Source organism: Butyrivibrio sp., from assembly GCF_024699075.1.
The window spans coordinates 1-15,847 of record NZ_JAILQF010000198.1 but is presented as its reverse complement, the minus strand read 5'-3'; the positions used below and the strand labels follow the sequence as shown (position 1 = coordinate 15,847).

Annotated in this window: 14 protein-coding genes; 11 read left to right on the top strand and 3 right to left on the bottom strand. The window is 38.1% G+C overall.

Going from position 1 to position 15,847, the window contains the following annotated elements; genetic code table 11:
• Positions 1-133 precede the first annotated feature (133 nt).
• The 4 genes from K6G87_RS07955 to K6G87_RS07940 all read left to right on the top strand — a co-directional run bounded on the left by K6G87_RS07955 (position 134) and on the right by K6G87_RS07940 (position 3,761).
• Positions 134-427: an HU family DNA-binding protein gene (locus K6G87_RS07955; RefSeq protein WP_296835647.1), complete on the top strand. Its 294-nt coding sequence runs from the start codon at positions 134-136 to the stop codon at positions 425-427.
• 236 nt (positions 428-663) lie between these two features.
• On the top strand, positions 664-843 hold the full coding sequence (locus K6G87_RS07950; RefSeq protein WP_296835645.1) for a hypothetical protein: 180 nt from the start codon (positions 664-666) through the stop codon (positions 841-843).
• A gap of 186 nt (positions 844-1,029) precedes the next feature.
• Positions 1,030-2,463, top strand: coding sequence for a TldD/PmbA family protein (locus K6G87_RS07945; protein WP_296835643.1), 1,434 nt, complete (start codon positions 1,030-1,032; stop codon positions 2,461-2,463).
• Positions 2,460-3,761 carry a metallopeptidase TldD-related protein gene (locus K6G87_RS07940; protein WP_296835641.1) on the top strand — a complete coding sequence of 434 codons (1,302 nt, stop codon included), beginning with the start codon at positions 2,460-2,462 and terminating at the stop codon, positions 3,759-3,761. Before K6G87_RS07945 ends, K6G87_RS07940 begins: the two co-directional genes overlap by 4 nt.
• Before the next feature lie 72 nt (positions 3,762-3,833).
• On the opposite strand, the gene K6G87_RS07935 is transcribed toward K6G87_RS07940, so the two are convergent.
• The 3 genes from K6G87_RS07935 to K6G87_RS07925 all read right to left on the bottom strand — a co-directional run bounded on the left by K6G87_RS07935 (position 3,834) and on the right by K6G87_RS07925 (position 7,149).
• Positions 3,834-5,576 carry a carbon starvation CstA family protein gene (locus tag K6G87_RS07935; RefSeq protein ID WP_296835639.1) on the bottom strand — a complete coding sequence of 581 codons (1,743 nt, stop codon included), beginning with the start codon at positions 5,574-5,576 and terminating at the stop codon, positions 3,834-3,836.
• Positions 5,577-5,663: 87 nt separating this feature from the next.
• The gene (locus tag K6G87_RS07930) at positions 5,664-6,206 is read right to left on the bottom strand and encodes a hypothetical protein (protein WP_296835637.1); all 543 of its coding nucleotides are present in this window, start codon (positions 6,204-6,206) and stop codon (positions 5,664-5,666) included.
• Positions 6,207-6,810: 604 nt separating this feature from the next.
• Positions 6,811-7,149 (bottom strand): hydrogenase maturation nickel metallochaperone HypA/HybF, encoded by a 339-nt coding sequence (locus K6G87_RS07925; RefSeq protein WP_296835635.1) that lies wholly within the window; start codon positions 7,147-7,149, stop codon positions 6,811-6,813.
• A gap of 340 nt (positions 7,150-7,489) precedes the next feature.
• Here K6G87_RS07925 and K6G87_RS07920 point away from each other — a divergent pair, with 340 nt between their 5' ends.
• The 7 genes from K6G87_RS07920 to K6G87_RS07890 all read left to right on the top strand — a co-directional run bounded on the left by K6G87_RS07920 (position 7,490) and on the right by K6G87_RS07890 (position 15,842).
• Positions 7,490-9,433 (top strand): NADH-quinone oxidoreductase subunit 5 family protein, encoded by a 1,944-nt coding sequence (locus K6G87_RS07920; RefSeq protein ID WP_296835633.1) that lies wholly within the window; start codon positions 7,490-7,492, stop codon positions 9,431-9,433.
• Positions 9,430-10,293, top strand: coding sequence for a respiratory chain complex I subunit 1 family protein (locus tag K6G87_RS07915; RefSeq protein ID WP_296835631.1), 864 nt, complete (start codon positions 9,430-9,432; stop codon positions 10,291-10,293). Before K6G87_RS07920 ends, K6G87_RS07915 begins: the two co-directional genes overlap by 4 nt.
• Positions 10,294-10,313: 20 nt before the next feature.
• Positions 10,314-10,769 carry an NADH-quinone oxidoreductase subunit B family protein gene (locus tag K6G87_RS07910; protein ID WP_296835629.1) on the top strand — a complete coding sequence of 152 codons (456 nt, stop codon included), beginning with the start codon at positions 10,314-10,316 and terminating at the stop codon, positions 10,767-10,769.
• Positions 10,766-11,335, top strand: a complete 570-nt coding sequence (locus K6G87_RS07905) for an NADH-quinone oxidoreductase subunit C (protein WP_296835627.1) — start codon at positions 10,766-10,768, stop codon at positions 11,333-11,335. The genes K6G87_RS07910 and K6G87_RS07905 overlap by 4 nt, the downstream gene beginning before the upstream one ends.
• Complete coding sequence (locus tag K6G87_RS07900; protein WP_296835625.1) at positions 11,335-12,414, top strand: hydrogenase large subunit; 1,080 nt, start codon at positions 11,335-11,337, stop codon at positions 12,412-12,414. The genes K6G87_RS07905 and K6G87_RS07900 overlap by 1 nt, the downstream gene beginning before the upstream one ends.
• Positions 12,415-12,433: 19 nt before the next feature.
• A complete protein-coding gene (locus K6G87_RS07895; RefSeq protein ID WP_296835623.1) occupies positions 12,434-12,847 on the top strand; it encodes a 4Fe-4S dicluster domain-containing protein in 414 nt (137 codons plus the stop codon).
• A 376-nt stretch (positions 12,848-13,223) separates the two neighbouring features.
• Positions 13,224-15,842: a carbamoyltransferase HypF gene (locus tag K6G87_RS07890; RefSeq protein WP_296835622.1), complete on the top strand. Its 2,619-nt coding sequence runs from the start codon at positions 13,224-13,226 to the stop codon at positions 15,840-15,842.
• Positions 15,843-15,847 lie beyond the last annotated feature (5 nt).

Below are 15,847 nucleotides of genomic sequence, written 5' to 3'. Positions count from 1 at the left end.
ATGAGACTTTGAGAGAAAAAAATTCAAATAAGTTAGAAAATATCGCATTTTTATGTTGTAAATTACGTAGAATAGCAGTAAAATAAATTTGTTGGCAAGGTCCAACATAGTACAGTTCATAAAAAATCCAAAAGTGGAGGAAAACAAAATGAACAAGAGCGAATTAGTTGATGCAATTGCAAAGGAAACAGGTCTTTCTAAGAAGGACTCAGACGCAGCAGTAAAGGCTTTCGTTGACACAGTCACAAAGGCACTTAAGAAGAAGGACAAGGTTCAGCTTGTTGGCTTCGGTACATTTGAGACAGTTAAGAGAGCAGCTAGAAACGGCAAGAATCCTCAGACTGGCGCTACAATCAAGATTCCTGCTTCAACAGCTCCTAAATTCAAAGCTGGTAAGGCTCTGAAGGATGCTGTTAACAAGAAATAATTAGAAACAGCTGACACCACCGGTTTTCCGGTGGTGTTTTTTTTGACTAAAAACAAAAAATTATTTATAAAAAGAGCTAAAGTTTTTACAAAAGGTTGCCGATAACTTTTTTGCACACGCTCCTTATAATAGCAAAAATGGGATATATACAATAAGTATACAATTTGTATGCGTGTGGGGGTTTTCCGTTAACAGTTCTATATTGCAGGAATTATATTCCGGAAAAGGAGGCATATATGCAGGCAACCGCTAATCAGCTCAAAGATGCAATCATGATCCATAAGAAGCTTGGTATATCGCTTCCAAGAAAAATGACAGTAGATGCATATGCAAAATGGTTAAGAACACATACACCAGAGTATGTTAAAGAACAGAGCATAGGAGATATCAGAGATTTACTTAAAGTTATAAGATAATACTATATAAAAATAGTGAATGTATTTGCGATTATAATGCTTAGTAATTACAACCCTTCAGAGTTTGTGGTAAAGCCAAGATTCTGAAGGGTTTTTTATGTAATTTTCATCTTATTTATATTGAAAACAATTCTTTAATATGCGAATATTATGGATGAAATGTACAAAATAAAGAAAGGCGGGGACATGAAGACACCATTTTCAACTTACCTTGAGTCTATAGCTCCGGTCATAAAAGAAGTAATACAGCTTCTTTACAAAGAATATGATTATGTCAGTGCTCTTTGTACAGACTCTAAAGGGCTTGAGGTTACAATAACACAACATTCCAAGCATGTTTCAAATGAAACTATGATGACGGAAAGAGGAGTAGTATTCAGAGTTTATAAAGATGGACAGTATAGCGAATATGCTCTTAATACTGATGACATGCGTGATGCCGACCACATATCACAAATCGTAAAAGAAGAGATAGGCAAACAGCTTGAGCTTTTAAAGATGCTTAATGTAAAGACATATCCTACACCTGTTTTAGATGATGAACCATTAGAATTCATGGGACAAAAGGAAGTAGAGATTCTTCCAGAAGAGGCTGATGTAGAAGATATAGCTAATCGCTTAAAGGCTATATCAGATAAAGGTATGGCTCTTGGCGACCATCTTATCGAGTGTTATGCATTATGGAGAACTACTCATGTATGTAAGATGTTCCTGTCTAAAAACAGAGACCTTCGCCAGGCATATGTATACAGCGAAGGTGCTATTATGCCAATTGCATCACGTGATGGCAAGAACAAGCAGGAATATGCATCGCATTCCGGAATGGGAGGATGTGAGCTTTTATCAGGGCTTGAAGCTAAGATAGAAGATACAGTCAAGAATGTAGAAGAGCTACTTGATTCAACAGCAATTGTTCCAGGAGAATACGAGATCATCACATGTCCTGAGGTTACAGGACTTATTGCGCATGAGGCTTTTGGCCATGGCGTAGAGATGGATATGTTTGTAAAAAACAGAGCCCTTGGCAAAGAGTATATTGGAAAGCGCGTTGGATCTGATAATGTAACTATGCATGAGGGAGCGCTTTGTGCTGATGATGTTGCAAGCTATTTCTTTGATGATGAAGGAACAATGGCAGGCGATGTTATAGAAATAGATCATGGCATACTTAATACAGGTATCTGTGACGCCCTCAGTGCCCTTAGACTTGGAACAAAGCCTACAGGTAATGGTAAGCGTGAAAACTTCGCTCATAAGGCTTATACACGAATGACCAACACAGTATTTGATTCCGGTGAGTATACCAAAGAAGAAATGATCGCATCTGTTAAAAAAGGCTATCTTCTCGAAGGAATGGAAAGTGGTATGGAGGATCCAAAACATTGGGGAATTCAGTGTATCATATCCAAAGGCCGTGAGATCGTTGATGGTAAGCTTACAGGTAAAGTTGTAGCTCCTATAATTATGACAGGCTATGTCCCTGATCTTCTTGGCAACATTACCATGTGTTCAAAAGACAGACAGACATTCGGCGCAGGTGGATGTGGTAAAGGCTACAAAGAATGGGTTAAGGTATCAGACGGCGGCCCATATCTTAAAACGAAAGGAATACTGGGATGAAGATAGAACAGCTTAAAGACCTGCTTAATGAAAGCGGTGCTGATAATTGGGTCATCACTGAGACAACAAAGCATGGTTGGGAATTTTATTATATAAGACATGAACTTGATCAAAACAGAGTAACTGATGTAAAAAATATAGATATTTCTGTATATAAGAATTTTGACAATAATGAATATACAGGACTTGCAACAGCTACTATAAATCCAAGTGAAACTGATGAGTATATTAAAAAGACAATTGCGGATCTTGTAGTTCAGTCAGAATATGTCAAAGATAAGTATTTTGATTTAAAAGATCCTCAGAGTGCTGATAAGAAAGAAGCTAAAGAGCTTTTATCACTTTCTGATATATCCAAAGATTTCATTACAACAATGGAATCAGTAAATGAAACAGAAACAGAGGATATAAACAGTTACGAAATATTCGCTTCTCATATTACAAAGCGAATCATTACAAGTAAAGGTATAGATGTAACACAGACATATCCTTCTTCAATGCTTGAAGCAGTAGTTAATGCAAGGACCAAAGAAAAAGATCATGAAATTGAGCTTTATAGAGCATTTAACTCAGGTACATGTGATGAAAAAAATATAAAAGATACAATTGATAAAGCAATGAAATATGGTAAAGACAGGCTTGTAACAACAAAAACACCTGCTCTAGGCCAGATTCCATGTGTATTTACAACAAGTGATGCCAAAGAGATATACAGATTCTTTTTAAGTAATCTTCACACTGGTAACATATATATGAAGACCAGTAAGTGGAAAAAGGGTACTCCTATAGCAAATGATGTAAAAGGCGATAAGATTACCATTAAGGCTGTAAAGTATCTTGATAATTCATCAAAGAATTTCGATTACGATCCTGAAGGAACACCTGTAAAGGATATGACTATAATGGAAGAAAATGTTCCGGTAGCCTTCTGGGGACCTACAAAATTTGGATATTATCTGAATGAAAAAGACACATTTATAATCACAAATACTGAGGTATCAGGTGGTACAAAGACAGAAGAAGAATTAAGATGTGGCAAATATCTTGAACCTGTAGAATTTTCAGATTTTCAGGTACATGCTATGACAGGAGATATATTTGGTGAAATCCGTCTTGCTTATCTTCACGAGATTAAAGATGGCAAAGAAACAGTAACAGCCGTATCCGGAGGTTCTGTATCAGGTAATATGCTTGATCTTGTAAAGAATATGTCTATGTCTAAAGAACTTGTCCAGTATGATAATGCAAAGCTTCCTAAGATAACAAGAATTGAAAACGTAACAGTAACAGGCGCGTAATAATAAAAAAGAGCTCTCAGAATAAATTAATTCTGAAAGCTCTTTTTTTAAAGCTGATAAGAATACATATAGTTAAGCAACGTTCTCTTTGTCTTTCTTGGACTTACGCTGAGCCTGTAATGTCTTAAATGCTGTATGAGCAAGTACAAGTGAAAGAGATACAAGAAGTACAGCAATTGCAGCCTGGATAACAGCCCATATATCTCCTGATGATCTAAATGCATTAACCTTAGCGATGATAGTCTGGATAAGTGAAACAATTGTTACAATAAGCATAAATACCATAGGTACGAAGAACATCTTATTGTTCTTTCCAACCTGACCAAGCCATGTGCATACAGCGATGAGACCAAGAGCTGCAAGGAGCTGGTTAGCAGCACCAAAGAGTGGCCATATCTTGGTATATCCTGTAAGACCAAGAGCAACACCAAGTACAACTGTGATAGCTGTAGCAACTAAAGGATTACCAATAATACGTCCGATGCCCTTTGCATCTTTATAACTCTGACCATTTTCAAGAACAAATTCCTGAAGCATATATCTTGCAAGTCTTGTAGCTGTATCAAGTGATGTAAGACAGAATACAGATACAGCAAGGATAAGCATCTGGTATAAAACGTGCTGAGCGCCTTCTCCAGCAAATGAACCGATCATAGCTGAAAGTCCGCCGGCAAATACCTGTGTAGGAGATGCATATGTACCATCTGAAGCAGATGTCCATACAAAACCTATAGCGCAAAGAGATATAACAGCAACAACACATTCAATAAGCATTGAACCAAATGCAACTGGCTTAGCATCTTTTTCGTTATCAAGCTGCTTAGCAGTAGTTCCTGAAGAAACAAGTGAATGGAAACCGGAAATAGCACCGCAAGCGATTGTAACAAACAGAGCAGGGAACATTGTACCTGTTGTAAATACGCCGGTTCCTTTAAGTGCTGAATCTCCAAAAGCAGGAACAGCAAAACTGCCATGACCTGTAACAACAGCACCGATAACTGCAACTATTCCGGCAGCGATCATGAAGTAAAGAAGGAATGAGCTAAGGTAATCACGAGGCTGAAGAAGTATCCATACAGGTGTAACGGATGCTACAAGAATATAAGCACCGATAACGATCATCCATGTGTTATAAGTAAGTGCGATTGGATGGAAGTTAAGGCCGATAGCAACAATAGCAACGATACCAAGGCAACCGAATACTGATGCGATTCCTATAGGAGCATTCTTTCTATATACAAAGAATCCGAATACGATAGCAAGAGCGATGAAAAGGAAAGAAATCATTGCTGTTGACTCGTTAGCTGCAAGAGTTGCACCTTCTACAGCTACACCTGTTGAAGTAGTTGTACCAAAAGTGCTGGCTACGATAGAAGCAAAAGCTGCAACAACAAGAAGAAGTGTAAGATATCCAAATGTAAGGAAAAGTCTCTTTGACTTTTTGCCCATTGAGTTGTCAATGATCTCACCGATTGACTGGCCCTTATTTCTAAGTGAAGCAAAAAGAGCACCAAAGTCATGAACACCACCGAAGAAAATACCTCCGATAAGAACCCATAAAAGAACTGGAACCCAACCAAAAACTGCGGCCTGGATAGGACCGTTAATTGGGCCTGCACCTGCTATAGAAGAAAAGTGATGTCCCATAAGGACAGGTGTTTTGGCAGGTACATAGTCCATACCATCTTCAAGTTCATGAGCAGGAGTCTTTCTCTTAGGATCGATTCCCCACTGCTTAGCAAGCCATCCGCCGTAGAATACATATCCACAGGCAAGAATTGCGATGCTAACGATTAATAATAATGCTGCATTCATAATACTGTCTCCTCCTTATAATTATGAGTTTATAGAAATTAAAGAATCTCTGCAGTACAGATACTTTAATTATTAGCTATGAAATGCTCAGGAAGCCTTTTTATCAAGGTATACAAATACATCCTCAAACATTTTCTTTAATCTCTTAGCCCTGTTGTTAGTAATGATCTTTTGGGAATCGAGACAGGCACATAAAAAACCACCTTCGCTGTGACCGCGGAAATTGAAAAGATATCCTTTGTCAAAGCGGAATTTGCGTATTTCTTTGATGGTTTCCTCATCCGGGGTGTTCTTTGATATAACTACAATAGTAAGATAAGAGATCATGTGATCCTTTTCCGGATATTTCTGACCTTTTCTTACAAGATCAGGCTCCATATGACTCTCCATAACATCATAAAGATGCTTTATATAATCAATAGTTATTGTATCTGTCTCACAGAAAAGGACATGTTCATAAGCTCTTATTGACCAAAGAGTTGCCTCTTTTTTTAAGACATATTTCTCTCCTAATGAAAAAAAGTATCCATATGCCGGATACTTTTCGCCTTTCAAGGAATAATCCCTGTAAAGATCAAAAGAGCTTGAATAGCGCCTTAAGACCTCGTCCAGATAATAATTTGTTCCCATATATGCTCCCTTGCACCCTAACAATTAAAAAAATTGAAATAATAATAAAAATGTGCTATTTGCTTGATTAAATATAAAACATACTTTATCACTTTAAAGGCTGGGAGTTAACATGACGAATTTATGCTTTTTTAATAATTGACATTAATTTTGTAATGGTTTTATTGGCTGAAAGTGTGCCATTTGAATTATTTAAACATATAACAAAACACATAAAAGATGAAGCAATCGGTTTAAATATGGGACAAATAGTGGGCTTTTAGTGTTTTGCCTTTAATAAAGCAGTATAAGTTTGAAAATGTTTCATCTTCTTTTGCAAATTGGTGTCACGAGATCAATCAATTTGAAACATTATTTACTCGTTTAACTTGAGGCATGAGGTGGAAATGAAAAATTTTGTTAAGAAGAGGCAGGATATGATAGAAAAAGCAGAAAAAGACGTTATAATATAATAAGTAAATACTAAATAACGAACATTAAATATATGAATAATTCAACCGATAAATTAAATGGTGTTGTATGCCCTTTTAAGAGAAAAGATAATTTTGTTATTAATGAATGAGAATAATCAAGTTTAGTATTTATCTACATAGTACGATGTATTTTAGTCATCTATAACGATATTTTTAATAAGAAATTCTCTGCCTTGCAGAAGATCACTTCCTGCATTATGGCAAGAGGGGCACAGATACTCATTAGTTTTATCAGGATGGTAATTACATCCGCAGGTTTTGCATTTTACTAAAACAGGAAGGTATTCTATTTCGAGCTTGGAGCCTTCAAGAATAGTACCATCAACAGCTTTGGGATAATAGCGTTCAAGATATTCCGGTATTAGACCTGTCATTTCGCCTACCTGGATGGAAACAGACTCAACTTTATTTGCATTATTGGCTTTTGCAGTATCAGCAGCCATATTGGCAAGGCGTAATATATAACTCATTTCATGCATGGTAAAATCTTTCCGGAGCCGATAACTCCTAATGCTTAAGATACTAAAAATTTGTTATTGCCCATAAATAGTGAATGTAAAAATAGGCAAAGGCTAAAATGTCCATATAATAAGGCTTTACAAACATCACTTTAGCATAAATAGTATAGTTTTTCTATATTATTTTGTGAAATATTTAACTAGAAATAAAAATCGAATCGATGTATATTAAATGTTGGCTTATTGCAAGGCGTTGCTTGTGAGGTAACATTTCGGCATTGGCTCGGTCGTTTAGTGCTCATGTGTTAACGCTTTTTTTATGCAAATAAAAGACTGAAAGGAGTTTACAGACATGTGGGAAATACCATTCCTGATTTGCTTTCCGCTTATTATCTCCGTATTTATGTTTTGCATCAGAGTTAATAAGGTAAGAAATGCAATCGCCTATGTAAGTGCCGTTATCATTATGATCACGGTAGGAATCCTTGTCGTTCAATGGGGTATGTCCGGATTTGAACCGCAGGAATTTTATGTAGAAACGGAGGCTATCGACAAGCTGATTCTTGCAGCTGAGGTTGTCCTTATGTGCGTTGTTACTTTTCTTAGCTTTAAGTACAAACGTCCGTGGATCAGCCTTTTGTCAATAGTTCCAACACTTGCCATTATGTGGCTTGAGCTCATGGGACCTGAGCTTGATGAAGGAGGTCTTGCACATATTCGTGTTGATCATCTTTCAATTCTGATGTGCATTATTATCGGAATAATCGGTTCCCTTATCGTTATCTATGCAGTTGGCTATATGCATGGATATCAGCATTATCACACTAATATCCAGGATAGAAGATATTATTTCTTTATGATTCTTTTCATATTCCTTGGAGCCATGTTCGGATTTGTTCTTTCACAGAGTCTTCTCTGGATTGAGCTTTTCTGGGAGACAACAAGTGTATGTTCATTCCTTCTTATTGGATATACAAGAGAAGAAGAAGCTATAGCTAATTCCTTTAGAGCATTGTGGATGAACCTTTTAGGTGGATGTGCACTTTGCATTGGAATTATTTATTTTGCAGTAACTGAAAAGACAGCATCTTTGACAGCACTTGTAGAGCTTGCTCAGGTTCATGGTGATACCTATTCAAAAGCTGCTATAATCGGTGTTGCTTTAATTGCATTTGCTGCTCTTACAAAGGCTGCTCAGCTTCCATTTTCAAAGTGGCTTCTTGGTGCCATGGTTGCACCGACACCTTCATCAGCACTTTTGCACTCAGCTACAATGGTTAAAGCCGGTATATATGTTTTGTTCCGTCTTGCTCCTGCAATGTCAGGTACACTTACCGGAACAATGATCTCATTTATTGGCGGTTTTACTTTCCTTTCAGCATCAATAATGGCTATTGCACAAAGTGATGGTAAAAAAGTTCTTGCTATGTCCACAATTTCAAATCTGGGACTTATGGTTGCCTGCGCTGGTGTTGGCCGACCTGAGACAATATGGGCAGGATGCTTCCTCATGATATTCCATGCAATATCAAAATCACTTCTGTTCCAGGACATCGGTGCTACAGAGAACTCTCTCCACAGCCGTGACGTAGAAAACATGCATGGTCTTTTATACAGACTTCCTGTACTTGCAGTATTCATGTTTATCGGAATCTGCGGTATGTTCCTTGCTCCTTTCGGAATGCTTATTTCAAAATGGGCAGCTCTTAAGGCATCAGTAGATGAAAGTAATATCATGCTGGTATTCTTTATCTGCTTTGGTTCAGCTACAACATCATTCTACTGGACCAAGTGGCTTGGTAAGCTTATTGCTCATACCAACAAGCCTGTAGTAAGAGATATCACAAAACGTAATGAGATGATCTCACTTACAATTCATGCGATCTTAATGATTGCTCTTTGTGTACTGTTCCCGCTTCTGTCATCAACATATGTTGATCCTCTTCTTGTAGAGATGTTCGGAGAGTCCAAGCAGGTTATCGGTAACAATGTTCTTTATATACTGATCATATTGATCTGCTTCTTCTTTGCAGTTCCGATTCTTGCATATATTCATGATAAGAATCTTCGTGCTAATCAGAAGCTGTCATACATGAATGGTATCAACACAGGTAAAAATGATGCATTCGTAAGCTCTATGGGTTCAGATAAGGAACTTGTCCTTTCTAACCTTTATTTCAAGAACGTATGTGGTCAGCGTAAGCTTATGATACCTAGTATGGCTATTACAACAGCTGTACTTATAATAATGCTCAGCATGATCATATCCCAGACACTCGGAGGTACAATCTTATGACAAAAATTATTCTTGTTCTTTGTTATATAATAGTGGCTCCGCTTATTGGTGCACTTCTTGAAGGATGTGACCGTAAGATCTCTGCAAGAATGCAAAGACGTGTCGGACCTCCAATAAGACAGCCTCTATTTGATGTGATCAAACTTTTCAAGAAACAGGTAATCGTAGTAGACAGATCACAGTCATTCCTTATTATGTCATATCTTCTTTTGACAATAATGACAGGATGTATGTTCTATGCTGGAGTTGATCTTCTTATGATCTTCTTCGTTCTGTCTTCTGCAGCAGTATTTGTATATTTTGCAGCTACAGTAACAGGATCACCTATGAGTACAATGGGCGGTCTTCGTGAGCTGGTACAGGATATGGCTTATGAGCCTGCTGTACTTCTTGCAGCTGTAGGTTTTTACCTTACAACAGGTTCTTTTGAAATTGACGAGATAATTAATCAGGACACAAGCGCTATTGTTAAGATGCCGGGATTTTTTATAGCATTTGTATTTATTCTTACTATTAAGATGCGTAAATCTCCTTTTGACAGTGCACAGTCTCACCATCCTCATCAGGAGCTTGTAAAAGGACTTACTACTGAAATGGGTGCTAAGAATCTTGCATATTTCCAGATTACAGAGTGGTATGAAACAATACTCATGCTGTCAGTTGAAGCTCTTTTCATTATCAACAAGAACCCATGGAGCTATCTGGCTGCAGTAGTAGTTATACTCGCAACTTATTTCCTGGAGATTCTTATAGATAATACTTCAGCACGTATGAAGTGGCAGGATATGCTTAAACTTAGCTGGATCGTAACTCTTCTGGCTGGTGGTGTTAACCTGATGGTTCTGATGCTGATCGGCTGATGTGAGAAAGGACAAATGAAATGAATATTAAAAGATCCCCCTGGCTCCTCCATTATGATGGATCGAGCTGTAATGGATGTGATATTGAAGTTCTCGCAGCGCTGACACCCGTATATGATGCGGAGAGACTTGGCGTTGTGAATACAGGTGACCCGATGCAGGCAGATATTTTCCTTATTACAGGTGGTATCAATGCTCAGAATGCTCCGGTAGTTAAGCAGCTTTATGATCAGATGCCTCGTCCGAAGGTTGTTGTAGCAGTTGGTATATGTGCTTGTACCGGTGGTATTTTCAAGGATACATATAATATCCTTGGTGGTGCCGATACAGTTATTCCTGTAGATATATATGTTCCGGGATGTGCTGCAAGACCACAGTCTATAATCGATGGTATTGTACAGGCTGTAGCTCTTTTCCAGCAGCGTTCTGATGAACATGATGCATTGGTAAAGAGCCAGAAAGGAGCTGGAATATGATAAAAGTTATGAATCCTGAACAGATTCATGAGACTATCCCTGTAGATAAGCTCCTGTTCGAGGTTATGAAGAAAAAAGAGGCAGGTCTTCGCCTGTCACAGATATGCGTAGCATATGTAAACGAGAAGTATGAGCTTAGCTATACTTTTGCTGACGATGATACTTATCAGTATTCACTGCTTCGTGTTGTTATTGAAGTTTTTGAGCAGGTACCTAGTATCTGTAAGATATATCCTTACGCTGTTTTCTACGAAAATGAGATGGCAGAGCTCTTCGATGTTAATATCGAAATGATAGATTTTGACTTCCATGGAAAATTCTATCGTATTGATAAAGAAGCTCCTATGCTTCCACCTGGCGCTCTTGAAAAGAAGGCTCAGGCTGAAGAAAACGAAAAGAAGCGTATTGAAGAAGAGAAGAAAGCTTTAGAGGAAGCTGCAAGAAAGGCTGAAGAAGAGGCAAAAGCAGCTGAGGAAGCAAAGGCTAAAGCTATTGCCGAAGCTAAAGCTAAAGCAGCTGCTGCAAAGGCCGCTGCAGCTAACAATAATGAAGGAGGTCAGAAATAATGGGTAAGAAAAGCGTAGTTCCATTTGGCCCCCAGCATCCGGTACTTCCGGAGCCACTGCATCTTGATCTTGTAATAGAAGATGAAGTTGTTGAAGAGGCTATTCCTAATATTGGATTTATTCACAGAGGTCTTGAAGGACTTGCTGAGAAAAAAGATTTCAATGAAATGATGTATATTGCAGAGCGTACCTGTGGTATCTGTTCATTTGGACATGGACTTGGATACGTAGAAGCTGTAGAGCATGTTATGAATGTTGAAGTTCCTGCAAGAGCCAAATATCTTCGTACTATCTGGGCTGAGCTTGGAAGAATGCATTCACACCTTCTGTGGCTAGGTCTTGCTGCTGATGCATTTGGCTTCGAGTCACTTTTCTATGAAGCATGGAGAATCCGTGAGAAGGTTCTTGATATTCATGAGATGACATGTGGCGGAAGACTTATTTTCTCTGTTAATAAGATTGGTGGTGTTCTTAGAGACATCAATGCTGATCAGCAGAAGTTCATTCTTGATCAGATGAATGTTCTGGAAAAAGAGATAAAGAACATCAAAAAGACTTTCCTTGAAGATTATTCAGTTCAGTCAAGATCTAAGGGAGTTGGAGTTCTTACAACACAGCAGGCTCATGATCTTGGTGCAGTAGGTCCATTTGCAAGAGCATGTGGTGTAAAAAATGATATTCGTCTTACAGGATATTGTGCATACGGCGACCTTGATTTTGAACCTATCATATCTAATGATGGTGACTGTTATGCTAGACTTGAAGTACGTATAAATGAGCTGTTCCAGAGTATTGATCTTATTCGCCAGGCATTTGCCAAGATTCCTCAGGGAGAACTTGAGACTAAGGTTGCAGGCTTCCCTAAGGGCGAGTATTTCATGAGAATAGAGCAGCCAAGAGGAGAGGCGATTTATTATGTTAAAGGAAATGGTACTAAAATTCTTGATCGTATGAGAATCCGTACCCCCACCTTTGCTAACATTGCACCTCTTTGTGAAACTTTAAAGGGCGCTGATTATGCGGATGTAGGAGCACTTGTTGTTAGTATCGATCCTTGTATTTCATGTACAGAACGCTGATTGAAGGAGGTAGAACATCATGAGTATAATGACTTTTAAGAATACGATGCTTAGTAACCTCTTCAAAAAGCCGGTTACTACAAAGTATCCATTTGAGCCTGCGGTATATCCTGAAGGAAGCCGCGGACACATTGAGATAGAAATTGATAAGTGCATATCCTGTACTTTGTGTGCACTTAACTGTCCATCTGGTGCAATTAAGGTTGACAGAGTAGCACGTACCTGGGAGATCAACAGATTTGACTGTGTACAGTGCGGATATTGCACAATTAAATGCCCTAAGAAGTGTCTGCATATGGTTGAAGGCTACCAGACACCAGGACCAGAGAAGAGCGTGGCACATTATGACCGTCCTCCGGAACCTGAAAAGCCGGCAGCACCTGTCCAGGCAGCACAAGCTGCAGCTCCTGCTGCAAATGCTCCCAAGCAGTAATAATCATATTACTGTTTATATTAAAAGTATGTAAACAGTAAATAAACTGATGATTCTGGGGAATGGTAATACCATTCCCCATGATTATTTTCAGACTATAATGAATGCATTTAGACCATAATGATTGTTTTTGAGACCAAAATGAATGCATTTAGACCATAATGATTGTTTGAGGATAGTTGGACTTAATAAGAAAAGATATCTGCTTAAATATATAAAATGATCAAGATAACCCATCACCTTTAGGTGATGGGAATATCTTGATTTCGGGTGCGGGGTTATAAGCCCCGTACCCGTAGAACTGCGTCAGCAGTGATTTTATAACGAGCAAAAAGCAAAGCGTTTGCGAGTTTAACGACATTGGGTTGATGATATTATGACTGGCAAAAACAGATATGTGTGTATAACCGTAAAAGGGCTTGTACAAGGTATAGGATTCAGGCCATTTGTTGCGGAAATTGCAGAAAAACTTAATATTAGCGGAATTGTAAGAAATTCAGGCGGTATTGTTATTATCTATGCGTATGCAGATGATGATAGCCTTAATAAGTTTACCCGTAAGATCAAAGAAGAACCCCCAGCCGGTGCTATAGTTAATAGTATCAGCATAGAAGATATAAATGAAGATGGAATGAAATACGCTGGGTATGAGACAAAAGGGCCGGCATTTAAAATTGTAGATAGCAACATGCATGAAGATGTGGTTCGTCTTCTTCCTCCCGATCTGCCTGTATGTGATAACTGCATTAAGGAACTTCTTGATAAAAATAACAGGCGTTACAGATATCCTTTTATTAGTTGTACCTCATGCGGACCAAGATTTTCTATAATGCATACGGTTCCATATGATAGAGAAAATACTACAATGGACATATTTAATATGTGTCCTGATTGTTTTGAAGAATATACAAAGAAGGGCGATATAAGGCGCCACGCACAGACAATCTCTTGTCACAGGTGCGGACCCCAGCTTTCTTTTACAGATAAAGACAGTTATTTAGATGCTTTGTTAAAAGATAATAAAGATAAAGAACAAAGTAATGCTAAAGACCAAAGCGATGCTAAAGATCAAAACGATGTTAATAATATAAATAATGTTAATAATATAAATGATGCTAGAGCCCTGGATAATGCGAATGAAAAAGCCTTACTAAAGGCAACTCACTGCATTAAAGACGGACAAATTGGCGCTGTTCTTGATATTGGCGGTTTTCATTTCGCTTTTTCTCCATATATAAATGAACCTTCTAAAAGGCTTAGAATATGGAAAAACAGGGAATCAAAGCCTTTTGCGGTTATGTTTCCTGATATTGATAGTATTAAGTTATATTGCTATGTTTCTAAAAGGGAAGAGGAGCTTTTAAAGTCTAACCCAAGACCTATAGTTTTATTAAAACAAAAAGATATACCTGATAATGAGAGTAAATTTGCAGATGAGGTGTTAATGGGTAGTGACAGAATAGGCGCCATGCTTCCTTGCAGTCCTTTGCAGATTCTTTTGCTAAAGGAAACTGGACCGCTTGTTATGACAAGTGGTAACAGGGGAGGCGAACCTATAGTGACTGATCCGGATATAATGAGCAGGTATCTTGGAACTGGTGGTCCGGATTTTATGCTATCACATCAAAGAAAGATACTGACACCGCTTGATGATTCTATATATCAGGTAAATGGAGACGTGGTCCAGATTATAAGAAGGGCCAGAGGACTTGTTCCATGGCCTGTCGATCTTCCTTTTACTCTAAAAGAAGAGACTTTTGCAGCAGGTGGAGACCTTAAAGCTGTATTTGCACTTGGAAAGGCTGATAAGGCATATCTTTCCGCGCATTTTAGTGACCTTGATGAACTTGAAGCGTGCAAAGCGCGTGAAAAGGCAATAAGCCACATGGAAGAACTTCTTGATGTAGAGCCGGTTAGGTACGTGTGCGATAAGCATCCTGGGTATATTTCTGTAAAAAACACTGATAAGCAGGCAGGTGGACATGAAAATGTTCTCCATGTTCAGCATCACTTATCTCATATTATGGCAGTTACAGCTGAACATGATATAAGAGGCGATTTTGTCGGCGTAGCCTATGATGGAACAGGCTTTGGAGATGATGGCAGCATATGGGGAAGTGAATTTTTTATATGTAATATAAACGATGATTTAAAGTGTAAAGAAACTGATTGCAGATATTTATCTTATTATCATGGTGGAAGTCTTCTTCCTGTGAAGATGACAGGTGGTGATGAAGGTGCCAAAGATGCTGTAAAGACGCTCTATTGTTACCTTTATGAAGCAAAGAAAAGAGATTATATTAAAATTGAAGAAATATATATAATTGATAAATATTTGAGGGGTCTTTTTGAAGAAGGAGAATATTCTCAAAAGCATGATATTCCGGATATGAAAATATTAAATGCAGCGCTTGACCATGACATTAACACAGTAATATCGTCTTCAATGGGACGCTTATTTGATGCGGTTTCAGCACTTCTTGGAATTTGTTGTTATAATAGTTATGAAGGCGAATGCCCTGCAAAGCTTGAAATATTTGCTTCTAAGGCTAAAACGGCGTCTAAACTAGATTTTCAGATAATCAAAGCTAAGAAGGCTGATTCTATATCTGGTTCAGAAGATATATATTATATGGACGGTGTAAAACTCATAGCAGATATATGCAGACGTATTATTGATGGTGAAGATAAAGGTGAGCTTGCTCTTGGTTTTCATAAGGCGCTTTCTTTAGCAACTGTCAATATGGCAGAAACTTTAATTGACAATCATAATGCAGATAATTCATTAAATGAAACCAAATATCCAAATAAGGTTACGTCATTAAAGCTGGCAATAGGCGGAGGAACTTTTCTAAATCGTCTTCTTAATACAAATATACAGGATATTTGCAGACAAAAAAGCTATATGTTATATCAAAACAGCCTGGTTCCGCCAGGAGATGGAGGCATAGCGCTTGGACAATTGTATCTGTCGCAGTGCCGGATTAACGAGTAAAGCTT

What these genes read in the sequence shown, in the direction of transcription:
- K6G87_RS07950 (WP_296835645.1), top strand. Translation starts at nt 664, where the DNA reads ATGCAGGCAACCGCTAATCAGCTCAAAGATGCAATCATGATCCATAAG.
- K6G87_RS07945 (WP_296835643.1), top strand. Translation starts at nt 1,030, where the DNA reads ATGAAGACACCATTTTCAACTTACCTTGAGTCTATAGCTCCGGTCATA.
- K6G87_RS07940 (WP_296835641.1), top strand. Translation starts at nt 2,460, where the DNA reads ATGAAGATAGAACAGCTTAAAGACCTGCTTAATGAAAGCGGTGCTGAT.
- K6G87_RS07935 (WP_296835639.1), bottom strand. Translation starts at nt 5,576, where the DNA reads ATGAATGCAGCATTATTATTAATCGTTAGCATCGCAATTCTTGCCTGT.
- K6G87_RS07930 (WP_296835637.1), bottom strand. Translation starts at nt 6,206, where the DNA reads ATGGGAACAAATTATTATCTGGACGAGGTCTTAAGGCGCTATTCAAGC.
- K6G87_RS07925 (WP_296835635.1), bottom strand. Translation starts at nt 7,149, where the DNA reads ATGAGTTATATATTACGCCTTGCCAATATGGCTGCTGATACTGCAAAA.
- K6G87_RS07920 (WP_296835633.1), top strand. Translation starts at nt 7,490, where the DNA reads ATGTGGGAAATACCATTCCTGATTTGCTTTCCGCTTATTATCTCCGTA.
- K6G87_RS07915 (WP_296835631.1), top strand. Translation starts at nt 9,430, where the DNA reads ATGACAAAAATTATTCTTGTTCTTTGTTATATAATAGTGGCTCCGCTT.
- K6G87_RS07910 (WP_296835629.1), top strand. Translation starts at nt 10,314, where the DNA reads ATGAATATTAAAAGATCCCCCTGGCTCCTCCATTATGATGGATCGAGC.
- K6G87_RS07905 (WP_296835627.1), top strand. Translation starts at nt 10,766, where the DNA reads ATGATAAAAGTTATGAATCCTGAACAGATTCATGAGACTATCCCTGTA.
- K6G87_RS07900 (WP_296835625.1), top strand. Translation starts at nt 11,335, where the DNA reads ATGGGTAAGAAAAGCGTAGTTCCATTTGGCCCCCAGCATCCGGTACTT.
- K6G87_RS07895 (WP_296835623.1), top strand. Translation starts at nt 12,434, where the DNA reads ATGAGTATAATGACTTTTAAGAATACGATGCTTAGTAACCTCTTCAAA.
- K6G87_RS07890 (WP_296835622.1), top strand. Translation starts at nt 13,224, where the DNA reads ATGACTGGCAAAAACAGATATGTGTGTATAACCGTAAAAGGGCTTGTA.